This is a genomic window from Salmonella sp. 32100201201700099SM (genome assembly GCF_017572645.1).
GTDB classification, from domain to species: domain Bacteria; phylum Pseudomonadota; class Gammaproteobacteria; order Enterobacterales; family Enterobacteriaceae; genus Salmonella; species Salmonella enterica.
Genome location: NZ_JAGERQ010000007.1, coordinates 142,446 through 154,769 on the forward strand (window position 1 = coordinate 142,446; position 12,324 = coordinate 154,769).

Annotated in this window: 11 protein-coding genes and 1 pseudogene; 11 read left to right on the forward strand and 1 reads right to left on the reverse strand. The window is 54.3% G+C overall.

The window, feature by feature from the left end:
- The first annotated feature begins 39 nt into the window (after positions 1-39).
- The 10 genes and pseudogenes from yiaK to araD all read left to right on the forward strand — a co-directional run bounded on the left by yiaK (position 40) and on the right by araD (position 9,031).
- Positions 40-1,038, forward strand: a complete 999-nt coding sequence (gene yiaK, locus J4685_RS13245) for a 3-dehydro-L-gulonate 2-dehydrogenase (protein WP_000869009.1) — start codon at positions 40-42, stop codon at positions 1,036-1,038.
- 11 nt (positions 1,039-1,049) lie between these two features.
- Entirely contained in the window at positions 1,050-1,514 is a 465-nt protein-coding gene (locus tag J4685_RS13250) for a YhcH/YjgK/YiaL family protein (protein WP_000576059.1), read from the forward strand.
- Positions 1,515-1,537: 23 nt separating this feature from the next.
- Positions 1,538-2,470, forward strand: a pseudogene (locus J4685_RS13255) (DUF4862 family protein).
- A 138-nt stretch (positions 2,471-2,608) separates the two neighbouring features.
- Positions 2,609-3,082: a 2,3-diketo-L-gulonate TRAP transporter small permease YiaM gene (gene yiaM / locus J4685_RS13260; protein ID WP_000832313.1), complete on the forward strand. Its 474-nt coding sequence runs from the start codon at positions 2,609-2,611 to the stop codon at positions 3,080-3,082.
- Positions 3,083-3,084: 2 nt separating this feature from the next.
- Positions 3,085-4,362 (forward strand): 2,3-diketo-L-gulonate TRAP transporter large permease YiaN, encoded by a 1,278-nt coding sequence (gene yiaN, locus J4685_RS13265; RefSeq protein ID WP_000301822.1) that lies wholly within the window; start codon positions 3,085-3,087, stop codon positions 4,360-4,362.
- 11 nt (positions 4,363-4,373) lie between these two features.
- Positions 4,374-5,360 (forward strand): 2,3-diketo-L-gulonate TRAP transporter substrate-binding protein YiaO, encoded by a 987-nt coding sequence (yiaO, locus tag J4685_RS13270; protein WP_000766337.1) that lies wholly within the window; start codon positions 4,374-4,376, stop codon positions 5,358-5,360.
- A 3-nt stretch (positions 5,361-5,363) separates the two neighbouring features.
- Positions 5,364-6,830, forward strand: a complete 1,467-nt coding sequence (locus tag J4685_RS13275) for an FGGY-family carbohydrate kinase (RefSeq protein WP_000074091.1) — start codon at positions 5,364-5,366, stop codon at positions 6,828-6,830.
- A complete protein-coding gene (gene ulaD / locus J4685_RS13280; RefSeq protein ID WP_000089541.1) occupies positions 6,827-7,489 on the forward strand; it encodes a 3-keto-L-gulonate-6-phosphate decarboxylase UlaD in 663 nt (220 codons plus the stop codon). The genes J4685_RS13275 and ulaD overlap by 4 nt, the downstream gene beginning before the upstream one ends.
- Positions 7,482-8,342 carry an L-ribulose-5-phosphate 3-epimerase gene (locus tag J4685_RS13285; RefSeq protein ID WP_001244043.1) on the forward strand — a complete coding sequence of 287 codons (861 nt, stop codon included), beginning with the start codon at positions 7,482-7,484 and terminating at the stop codon, positions 8,340-8,342. Before ulaD ends, J4685_RS13285 begins: the two co-directional genes overlap by 8 nt.
- A complete protein-coding gene (gene araD / locus J4685_RS13290; RefSeq protein ID WP_000893174.1) occupies positions 8,336-9,031 on the forward strand; it encodes an L-ribulose-5-phosphate 4-epimerase in 696 nt (231 codons plus the stop codon). Before J4685_RS13285 ends, araD begins: the two co-directional genes overlap by 7 nt.
- Positions 9,032-9,191: 160 nt before the next feature.
- Here araD and J4685_RS13295 read toward each other — a convergent pair whose 3' ends face one another.
- A complete protein-coding gene (locus tag J4685_RS13295) occupies positions 9,192-10,007 on the reverse strand; it encodes a helix-turn-helix domain-containing protein (protein WP_000891816.1) in 816 nt (271 codons plus the stop codon).
- A gap of 263 nt (positions 10,008-10,270) precedes the next feature.
- Between J4685_RS13295 and J4685_RS13300 the strand changes: the two genes are divergently transcribed.
- On the forward strand, positions 10,271-12,226 hold the full coding sequence (locus J4685_RS13300) for a glycoside hydrolase family 127 protein (protein ID WP_001101515.1): 1,956 nt from the start codon (positions 10,271-10,273) through the stop codon (positions 12,224-12,226).
- The last annotated feature ends 98 nt before the right edge of the window (positions 12,227-12,324 follow it).

A 12,324-nucleotide genomic window follows, 5' to 3' on the forward strand; every position in this document is an offset into this window, starting at 1 on the left:
ACATACTAAAATTTCTAACAATCGACCAGGAGAACAGGGATGAAAGTAACTTTCGAAGAGTTAAAAGGGGCCTTCTACCGCGTCTTGCGGTCGCGGAATATTGCGGAAGATACCGCCGACGCCTGCGCGGAAATGTTCGCTCGCACCACCGAGTCCGGTGTCTATTCCCACGGCGTGAACCGTTTTCCCCGCTTCATCCAGCAACTGGATAACGGCGACATTATTCCTGATGCTAAACCGCAGCGGGTTACCAGCCTCGGCGCCATCGAACAGTGGGATGCTCAGCGCGCTATAGGCAACCTGACGGCGAAAAAGATGATGGACCGGGCCATCGAGCTGGCTTCCGATCATGGTATTGGCCTGGTGGCGTTACGTAATGCTAACCACTGGATGCGCGGCGGCAGCTACGGCTGGCAGGCGGCGGAAAAAGGCTATATCGGCATTTGCTGGACCAACTCCATCGCCGTCATGCCGCCGTGGGGCGCGAAAGAGTGCCGTATCGGTACCAATCCGCTGATCGTCGCCATCCCGTCTACGCCGATCACGATGGTAGATATGTCGATGTCGATGTTCTCTTACGGCATGCTGGAGGTTAACCGCCTGGCCGGCCGCGAACTGCCGGTGGACGGCGGTTTCGACGATAACGGTCAGTTGACCAAAGAACCGGGCGTGATCGAGAAAAATCGCCGCATTTTACCGATGGGTTACTGGAAAGGATCTGGTCTGTCGATTGTGCTGGACATGATTGCCACCCTGCTTTCTAACGGTTCTTCCGTTGCCGAAGTGACACAGGAAAACAGCGATGAATATGGCGTCTCGCAGATCTTCATCGCCATAGAAGTGGATAAGCTGATCGATGGCGCAACCCGCGATGCCAAACTGCAGCGGATTATGGATTTCATCACCACCGCTGAACGCGCCGACGACAACGTCGCTATCCGGCTGCCAGGCCACGAATTTACCAAACTGCTGGATGACAACCGCCGTCACGGTATCACCGTTGACGACAGCGTCTGGGCTAAAATTCAGGCGCTGTAAGGAGCCACATCATGATTTTTGGACATATCGCGCAGCCAAATCCATGTCATTTGCCAGCCGCGATCGAGAAAGCGCTTCACTTTTTACGTACCACCGACTTTCGCACGCTGGAACCCGGCGTAGTGGAAATCGACGGCAAAAATATCTTCGCGCAGATTATCGATATGACCACCCGTGATGCTGCTGAAAATCGTCCGGAAGTCCATCGCCGCTATCTGGATATTCAGTTTCTGGCATGGGGTGAAGAGAAAATTGGGGTTGCCATTGATACCGGTAATAATCAAATCAGCGAGTCATTATTAGAACAGCGCGATATTATTTTTTATCACGACAGTGAACATGAATCATTCATTGAAATGATACCGGGAAGTTATGCCCTGTTTTTCCCGCAGGATGTTCATCGTCCCGGTTGTAATAAAAGCATTGCTACGCCGATACGGAAAATAGTCGTAAAAGTCGCCATAGACGTTTTATAAAATAGAGTTTACTGGAGCACAAAATGAAAAATAATACCGGTTATATTATCGGTGCGTACCCTTGTGCACCCTCATTTCACCAGAAGAGTGAAGAGGAAGAGACGGAATTCTGGCGGCAACTCTCTGATACTCCGGATATCCGGGGGCTGGAGCAGCCTTGTCTTGAACATCTTCACCCGCTCGGCGACGAGTGGTTATTGCGCCATACACCGGGAAACTGGCAAATCGTGGTCACCGCGATAATGGAAACCATGCGTCGCCGTAGCGAAAACGGCGGTTTTGGATTAGCGTCCAGTGACGAGGAACAGCGTAAAGCCTGCGTGGAATACTACCGTCATCTTTATCAGAAGATAAATAAACTCAATGCGAAAACCCCCGGCAAAGTTATAGCCCTTGAGCTTCATGCCGCCCCGCTGGCGGGCAATCCGAACGTGGCGCAAGCAACCGACGCCTTTGCGCGCTCATTAAAAAAGATTGCCAACTGGGACTGGTCCTGCGACCTGGTGCTTGAACACTGCGACGCGATGACCGGCCCCGCACCGCGCAAAGGATTCTTACCGTTGGTAAACGTACTGGAAACTATTGCCGACTATGACATAAGCGTCTGCATTAACTGGGCGCGCTCGGCTATTGAAGGGCGGGATACCTCTCTACCGCTGATCCACACGCAGTAGGCCAAACAGGCTGGAAAACTCGGGGCGCTGATGTTCTCCGGTACAACGCTGGATGAAGAATACGGCGAATGGCAGGACCTCCATGCTCCGTTTGCACCTTTCTGTCCACAAAGCCTGATGACGGAGAAACATGTTAAAGAACTCATTACCGCCGCAGCTCCCGAACTGTTGCAGTTTACCGGTATTAAATTGTTGGAAATCAATGCCAGTGCCGATATTAATCACCGCATAAATATATTACGCGATGGTATTAACATGATGAAAAAGGCCACACGCCGCTAACCTGAATTAAACATCATCACCTTAATTCTCGGCCTGCAACTCAACGTTGCGCCGAACTAATATAAACCAAACATAAGAAATTAAGTTCCACTATTCAGCATCGAAAGAAATAAGTTTCTATAACCTGATGGAGTCGTTATGAAGCGGGTACTTGAGGGCATACTTGCGGTATTAATTGCCGTACTTTCCTGCATTGTATTTATTAACGTTATTTTACGTTACGGTTTTGAGAGCAGTATTTTGTCGGTAGATGAACTATCACGTTATCTATTTGTATGGCTGACGTTTATTGGCGCCATTGTTGCATTTATGGATAACGCTCACGTTCAGGTCACTTTTGTGGTGGAAAAACTTTCGCCAGCGAATCAGCGTCGTCTCTCGCTGCTGACGCATTCACTGATTTTATTGTTATGCATCGCATTAGGCTGGGGCAGCCTGCAAAAAGCGTTGCAGGACTGGAGCGATCACTCGCCAATCCTCGGTTTACCGATCGGCCTGATGTATATCGCCTGTCTGCCCACAAGCGTTGCTATCGCGTTAATCGAGCTGCGTCGGCTTTATCACTTAATAACGCGTAACGATTCCTTTCAACAACCACAGCAAGGAGCCTAATCATGGCCGTGGTGATATTTCTCTGCTGCCTGCTCGGCGGGATCGCGATAGGTTTACCCATCGCCTGGTCGCTGCTGCTTTGCGGCGCTGCTCTGATGGCATACCTGGATATGTTTGACGTGCAGATTATGGCGCAAACCCTGGTTAACGGCGCGGACAGTTTCTCCCTGCTGGCCATTCCCTTTTTTGTTTTGGCCGGTGAAATCATGAACGCGGGCGGCCTGTCAAAGCGAATTGTCGACCTGCCGATGAAGCTGGTCGGCCATAAGCCCGGCGGCCTGGGCTACGTGGGCGTTATTGCGGCAATGATTATGGCCAGCCTTTCCGGCTCTGCGGTAGCAGATACCGCTGCGGTCGCCGCGCTGCTGGTGCCGATGATGCGCTCCGCAAACTACCCGATCAACCGCTCCGTTGGGTTAATCGCTTCCGGCGGGATCATTGCGCCAATTATTCCCCCCTCGATTCCTTTTATTATCTTCGGCGTTTCCAGCGGCTTGTCGATCAGCAAGCTGTTTATGGCCGGGATCGCACCGGGCATCATGATGGGCGCGGCGCTTATGCTCACCTGGTGGTGGCAGGCCGGGCGATTAAATCTCCCTTCTCAGCCTAAAGCAACACCGCGTGAAATCTGGCAATCATTGGTTTCAGGTATCTGGGCGCTGTTTTTACCGGTGATTATTATCGGCGGCTTCCGTTCCGGACTTTTCACGCCAACGGAGGCAGGGGCGGTTGCCGCCTTTTACGCCCTCTTTGTCGCCGTGGTTATCTATCGGGAATTAACGTTTTCCAGTCTCTACCACGTGCTGGTCAATGCCGCCAAAACGACGTCAGTCGTCATGTTTCTGGTGGCCGCGGCCCAGGTATCCGCCTGGCTGATTACGATCGCGGAATTACCCATGATGGTGTCAGATTTGCTGCAGCCGCTGGTCGACTCTCCGCGACTCTTATTTATCGTCATTATGATCTCAATTATGGTCGTCGGTATGGTGATGGATTTAACGCCAACGGTGTTAATTCTTACCCCTGTATTATTGCCATTAGTTAAAGAAGCCAATATTGACCCGATTTATTTCGGCGTCATGTTCATTATTAACTGCTCTATTGGATTAATCACACCGCCCGTTGGCAACGTCCTCAACGTTATTTCCGGGGTAGCAAAATTGAAATTTGATGACGCGGTAAGAGGCGTATTCCCTTACGTTGTCGTACTGATGTCACTGCTGGTTTTATTTATTTTTATTCCCGAGCTAATTATTACACCGCTTAAATGGATTAATTAAAGGATAATATTATGAAATTACACGTTATTGCTCGTTCATTATTGATAGCTGGTCTGACGGTTTTCAGCGTGTCGTCTCTGGCGGCGCAATCTTTACGTTTTGGTTATGAAACACCGCAAACTGACTCCCAACATATTGCCGCGAAAAAATTTAACGAATTATTAAAAGAAAAAACTAACGGCGAATTAACGCTAAAACTCTTTCCTGACAGCACATTAGGTAACGCCCAGGCAATGATCAGCGGGGTGCGCGGCGGAACCATTGATATGGAAATGTCCGGTTCGAACAATTTCACCGGTCTGGCCCCTGTATTCAACTTACTTGATGTCCCCTTCCTGTTTCGCGATACCGCGCATGCGCATAAAACGCTCGACGGTAAAGTCGGCGATGAACTGAAAAAATCACTCGATTCAAAAGGGTTAAAAGTCCTCGCCTACTGGGAAAACGGCTGGCGCGACGTCACCAACTCCCGCGCGCCGGTAAAAACGCCGGGCGATTTGAAAGGCTTAAAAATCCGCACTAACAACAGCCCAATGAATATCGCGGCCTTTAAAATCTTCGGCGCGAACCCTATTCCGATGCCGTTCTCCGAAGTCTATACCGGCCTCGAAACCCGTACGATTGATGCCCAGGAACACCCTATCAACGTCGTGTGGTCAGCGAAATTCTATGAGGTACAGAAATACCTCTCCCTCACTCATCACGCCTATTCGCCTCTGCTGCTGGTGATCAATAAAGCCAAATTCGACGCTTTAAGCCCGCAGTTCCAGGAGGCACTGCTGAGTTCCGCCAAAGAAGCGGGTGACTACCAGCGCAAACTGGTCGCCGAAGATCAGCAAAAAATTATCGATGGCATGAAAGAAGCCGGAGTTGAAGTCCTGACCGATATCGACCGTAAAGCCTTCAGCGATGCGCTGGGCAGCCAGGTGCGCGATATGTTCCTGAAAGACAACCCGCAGGGCGCCGATCTCCTGAAAGCCGTGGACGAGGTGCAATAAGTCATGAGCAACTACTGGCTGGGGTTAGATTGTGGTGGGAGTTGGCTAAAAGCCGGGTTGTACGATGGCGCAGGCCGGGAAGTAGCGGTGCAACGCCTGCCGCTGCACGCTTTAAGCCCGCAGCCAGGCTGGGTTGAACGCGATATGACCGAACTGTGGCAACAGTGCGGCTCGGTCATCAGCAAACTGCTGACGCACACGGGGGTGAGCGGCTCACAAATCCGCGGTCTGGGTATTTCCGCTCAGGGTAAGGGCCTGTTCCTGTTAGATAAAAGCGATCGGCCATTAGGTAAAGCGATACTCTCTTCCGACCGTCGCGCCATGGAAATTGTCCAGCGCTGGCAAAAAGAAGCGGTTCCGCAAAAACTCTACCCGCTAACTCGGCAAACCCTGTGGACCGGGCATCCAGTCTCCCTTTTACGCTGGGTAAAAGAGAATGAGCCGCAGCGCTACGCGCAGATAGGCAGCGTCATGATGACGCATGACTATCTGCGCTGGTGCTTAACCGGCGTGAAAGGCTGTGAGGAGAGCAACATCTCCGAGTCCAACCTCTACAACATGGCGACGGGCCAGTACGACCCGCGCCTGACCGAGTGGCTGGACATCAGTGAAATCGATAGCGCGCTGCCCCCCGTGGTGGGTTCAGCCGAAATATGCGGGGAGATCACCGCTCAGGCAGCCGCCATCACCGGTCTGGCGGCGGGCACCCCCGTCGTCGGCGGCCTGTTTGACGTGGTTTCCACCGCCCTTTGCGCCGGTATTGAGGATGAATCGACCCTCAATGCGGTGATGGGCACCTGGGCCGTCACCAGCGGCATCGCGCACGGCCTGCGCGACCATGAGGCCCACCCTTACGTCTATGGCCGCTACGTCAATGACGGGCAGTATATCGTTCACGAAGCCAGCCCGACCTCCTCCGGCAACCTCGAATGGTTTACCGCCCAGTGGGGCGACCTCTCTTTTGACGAGATCAATCAGGCGGTCGCCAGCCTGTCGAAAGCCGGTAGCGACCTTTTTTTTCTGCCGTTTCTCTACGGCAGCAATGCCGGACTGGAGATGACCTGCGGTTTTTACGGCATGCAGGCGATTTATGAAGGCGTGGTCTTCAGCCATATGACCCACCTCAACCGCATGCGTGAACGTTTTACCGACGTTTGCGCCCTGCGCGTTACCGGCGGCCCGGCCCACTCCGACGTCTGGATGCAGATGCTGGCGGACGTCAGCGGTTTACGCATTGAGCTGCCGCAGGTGGAGGAGACCGGCTGCTTCGGCGCGGCGCTGGCGGCCCGCGTCGGCACCGGCGTATATCGCGATTTCCGCGAGGCCCAACGCGACCTGCAGCACCCGGTGCGCACGCTGCTGCCGGACATGACCGCACACGCCCTCTACCAGCGCAAATACCGCCAATACCAGGATTTGATTGAAGCACTACAGGGCTATCACGCCCGTATTAAGGAGCACGCATTATGAGCCGACCATTACTGCAACTGGCGCTCGACCACACCAGTCTGGAAGCAGCCCAACGCGATGTCGCCCTGCTACAGGATCATGTCGATATCGTTGAGGCCGGAACCATCCTTTGTTTAACCGAAGGCCTTAGCGCGGTGAAAGCCCTGCGAGCGCAGTGCCCGGAAAAAATCATCGTCGCCGACTGGAAAGTGGCCGATGCCGGTGAAACCCTGGCGCAGCAGGCTTTTAGCGCTGGCGCTAACTGGATGACTATCATCTGTGCCGCGCCGCTCGCGACCGTCGAGAAAGGCCATGCCGTCGCGCAATCCTGCGGCGGTGAAATTCAAATGGAACTATTCGGCAACTGGACGCTGGACGACGCCCGAGACTGGTATCGCGTCGGGGTTCGCCAGGCGATTTACCACCGCGGACGCGATGCGCAGGCCAGCGGGCAACAGTGGGGAGAAGCGGACCTAACACGCATGAAGGCGTTGTCCGACATCGGCCTTGAACTATCGATTACCGGCGGCATTACCCCAGCGGATCTGCCGCTGTTCCGCGACATTAACGTCAAGGCATTTATCGCCGGACGCGCGCTGGCAGGTGCCGCCCATCCGGCGCAGGTCGCCGCCGAATTCCACGCCCAAATTGACGCCATCTGGGGAGAAAAGCATGCGTAATCATCCATTAGGTATTTACGAGAAAGCACTGGCGAAAGATCTCAGTTGGCCAGAGCGGCTGGTGCTGGCAAAAAGCTGCGGTTTTGATTTTGTCGAGATGTCGGTGGATGAAACGGATGAACGCCTTTCGCGCCTCGAATGGACCTCGGCTCAGCGCGCATCGCTGGTGAGCGCGATGCTGGAAAGCGGCGTCGCCATCCCGTCGATGTGCCTCTCCGCCCATCGTCGCTTCCCTTTTGGCAGCCGCGACGAAGCGGTACGCCAGCGGGCGCGTGAAATCATGACCAAAGCCATCCGTCTGGCGCGCGATCTGGGGATCCGCACCATCCAGCTGGCGGGTTACGACGTCTATTACGAAGAGCACGACGAAGGCACCCGGCAACGTTTCGCCGAAGGGCTGGCGTGGGCGGTAGAACAGGCTGCGGCTGCGCAGGTGATGCTGGCGGTGGAGATCATGGATACCGCGTTTATGAACTCCATCAGCAAGTGGAAAAAGTGGGACGAGATGCTTTCGTCACCGTGGTTCACCGTCTACCCGGACGTCGGCAACCTCAGCGCCTGGGGGAACGACGTGACCGCCGAGCTGAAGCTGGGTATCGACCGTATCGCCGCTATCCACCTGAAAGACACGCTGCCGGTGACCGGTGACAGCCCCGGCCAGTTCCGCGACGTGCCGTTTGGCGAAGGATGCGTTGATTTTGTCGGCATCTTCAAAACGCTGCATGAGCTGAATTATCGCGGTTCATTTCTGATTGAGATGTGGACAGAGAAATCCAGTGAGCCGGTGCTGGAAATTATCCAGGCCCGCCGCTGGATTGAATCACGGATGCAGGAAGGAGGTTTCACATGTTAGAGCAACTGAAAGCCGAGGTGCTGGCGGCAAACCTGGCCCTCCCGGCGCACGGGCTGGTCACCTTTACCTGGGGCAACGTCAGCGCGGTCGATGAGACGCGCAAGCTGATGGTCATTAAGCCTTCCGGCGTCGAATATGAGGTGATGACCGCCGACGATATGGTGGTGGTAGAGATCGCCAGCGGTAAGGTCGTTGAAGGCAACAAAAAACCGTCGTCCGATACCGCGACCCATCTGGCGCTCTATCGCCGCTATCCGCAGATCGGTGGGATCGTGCATACCCATTCCCGCCATGCGACGATCTGGTCGCAGGCCGGGCTCGATCTGCCCGCCTGGGGCACCACCCACGCCGACTATTTCTATGGCGCAATCCCCTGTACCCGACTGATGACCGTTGAGGAAATTAACGGCGAGTACGAGTATCAGACCGGCGAGGTGATTATTAAAACCTTTGAAGAGCGCGGTCTGGATCCGGCGCAAATCCCGGCGGTATTGGTTCATTCGCACGGCCCGTTTGCCTGGGGTAAAAATGCCGCCGATGCCGTCCACAACGCCGTGGTGCTTGAGGAGTGTGCCTATATGGGGCTGTTCTCGCGCCAGCTGGCCCCGCAGCTACCGGATATGCAGCCTGAACTGCTCGATAAACACTATCTGCGTAAACACGGCGCGAATGCCTATTACGGGCAGTAATGCCGGCAGCCACAGCCTGTGTCAGATGGCGGCTGCGCCTTATCCGGCCTACAAGATTTGCAATATCAATACGTTGTGATGAACTCTTGTAGGCCCGATAAGCAAAGCGCCATCGGGCATTCAGTTTGCAACCGCGTTGTCAGAGGGCCAAAGATTATACTCAAGAATTAACGTGTTCCTTACTGTAGCGCCGCTTCCAGGCGGTAGGCGTCAGGCCGGTGTGCTTGCGGAAGATCTGGCGAAAGTAACCAACGTCATTAAAACCGCACCGTTCCGCCACCTCTTTTAACGAACGCGCGTCGCTAATCAGCAACTTTTCCGCCTCGCGCACCCGCTGGCGGTGGATGGCTTCCGTTAGCGTAAGGTGAAATACCCGCCGATAAACGCGTCCCAGATAATCCACATTGCAATGCAGTTCTTTCGCCAGAACCGAGCTGGAAAGCGGCAGGTGATAGTGCGTTCGAATCAACTGCTGCACTTTCCAGGCCAGCGACACGCCAGCGGCCTCGGCGTTTTCATTCTGCCGGGCGTCAACGGTGAGCTGCTGCAAAATCAGCAGCACGATGAACTCCAGCGCCGGGCTGCGCTGGTGCTTTTCCTGCTCGTTCATAAACTGGCGAAAAAGCGCAATCAGCGCCTGCGGATCGGCAACCTGGGTATGCTGCGGCACGGAAAGATGCGTCAGCCAGCGCGGGTCGCTGTCCGGCGCTTTGACCTCAAAATGGAGCCAGTAAAATTTAAGATCGGCGGGAAACTCCTCAACGCCAATATGGCGGCGATGCGGCCAAAGCAACAGGCTTTCCCCGGCTTCGACACAGAAAACACATTCTTCTTCCTGAATTTTCAGGCAGCCTTTTTCCACAAATATAATTTCCCACGATTGCAAACGCCTGGCAGGATGACGCCCAATGCCGCGAGAAATAAATAATCCGCCGTTTTGGACTTTAATCGGTAATGTCATGGATAATTCGAGCATTAATATGTCATTTCCCGCTCATTCAGCACCGTATTTCATATTAGCTTTTGATTATTAACTAAAAATAGTCCTTTCACTCGATCCATCTCACATTTTTAAATACGGGTCGGAATCGTCATCTTTTTTTACTCTTTTATCGCCTTGTCGCTCACCGCTATCTGGGCAAAATGAATCAGGTCATAACGCGAAAATAAAAATTACTGCCATAAAATACCCCGTCAGCGAGGAATATCTATGACCTCTACAGCCTTAAGGAGCACGAAATGAACGTACTGGAAGTCGATCTGCATAAACTGACGGTCAGCGATCCGTTCCTCGGACAGTATCAACAACTGGTTCGCGATGTGGTTATTCCTTACCAGTGGGATGCGTTAAACGATCGTATTCCAGAGGCTGAACCCAGCCATGCCATTGAAAATTTCCGCATTGCCGCAGGCCAGCAGACGGGCGACTTTTACGGCATGGTCTTTCAGGACAGCGACGTGGCGAAATGGCTGGAAGCGGTTGCCTGGTCACTGTGCCAGAAGCCCGATCCCGCGCTTGAGAAAACCGCCGATGAGGTGATTGAACTGGTGGCCGCCGCGCAGTGTGACGATGGCTATCTCAATACGTACTTTACGGCAAAAGCCCCGCAAGAACGCTGGAGCAACCTGGCGGAGTGCCATGAGCTTTATTGCGCCGGGCATCTGATTGAAGCGGGCGTCGCCTTCTTTCAGGCTACCGGCAAGCGTCGGCTGCTAGACGTCGTTTGTCGCCTGGCCGATCATATCGACAGCACTTTCGGCCCTGGCGAAAATCAGCTGCACGGCTATCCGGGCCACCCGGAAATTGAGCTGGCGCTGATGCGTCTGTATGAGGTAACAGAGCAGCCGCGCTATATGACGCTGGCAAGTTACTTTATCGGGCAGCGCGGCGCCCAACCGCACTTCTACGACGAAGAGTACGAAAAACGCGGCCAAACCTCTTACTGGCATACCTACGGCCCGGCGTGGATGGTCAAAGACAAAGCCTACAGCCAGGCGCATCTGCCAATTTCGCAGCAGCAGACGGCAATCGGCCACACGGTACGTTTTGTCTATCTGATGACCGGCGTGGCGCATCTCGCTCGCCTGAGCAACGATGAAGGCAAACGCCAGGACTGCCTGCGCCTGTGGAAAAATATGGCGCAGCGTCAGCTGTATATCACCGGAGGCATCGGTTCACAAAGCAGCGGCGAAGCCTTTAGCAGCGATTACGATTTACCGAATGATTCGGTCTATGCGGAAAGCTGCGCTTCAATCGGCCTGATGATGTTCGCCCGCCGGATGCTGGAAATGGAAGCCGATAGCCAGTACGCCGACGTGATGGAGCGCGCGTTGTACAACACCGTCCTCGGCGGCATGGCGCTGGATGGCAAGCATTTCTTTTACGTCAACCCGCTGGAAGTGCATCCAAAATCGTTAAAATTCAACCATATCTACGATCACGTTAAACCCATCCGCCAGCGCTGGTTTGGCTGCGCCTGCTGCCCACCGAATATCGCCCGCGTACTCACGTCCATTGGTCACTACATCTACACGCCGCGTGCGGATGCGCTGTACATCAATATGTACGTGGGTAACAGCCTGGAAGTACCCGTTGAAAATGGCGCGCTCAAACTGCGGATTGGCGGGAACTACCCGTGGCATGAGCAGGTGAAGATTGCCATCGACTCTGTGCAGCCGGTACGTCACACACTGGCGCTACGTCTGCCGGACTGGTGCCCTGAGGCAAAAGTGACGCTCAACGGGCTGGAAGTGGAACAGGATATTCGCAAAGGTTATCTGCATATCCGTCGAACCTGGCAGGAGGGCGATACGATAAGCCTGACGCTGCCTATGCCGGTTCGCCGCGTGTATGGCAATCCGCTGGCGCGTCACGTCGCCGGTAAGGTCGCTATTCAGCGCGGGCCGCTGGTCTATTGCCTTGAGCAGGCCGATAACGGCGAAGAACTGCATAATCTGTGGCTACCGAAAGAGAGTGAGTTCCGGGTCTTTGAGGGCAAAGGGCTTTTTGCGCATAAGATGCTGATTCAGGCTGAAGGCGAGAAGCAAAGCGCCCCAGATGCGCAGCATCAGGCGTTGTGGCACTACGATAACGCGCCGTCATCGCGCCAGCCGCAGACGCTAACGTTCATTCCGTGGTTTAGCTGGGCCAACCGTGGCGAGGGCGAAATGCGGATTTGGGTTAACGAGCGGTAATACTGTGCCGGATGGCGGCTGCGCCTTATCCGGCCTACAAGATTTGCAATATCAGTATATTGCGATGAATTTTTGTAGGCCTGATAAGCGAAGCGCCA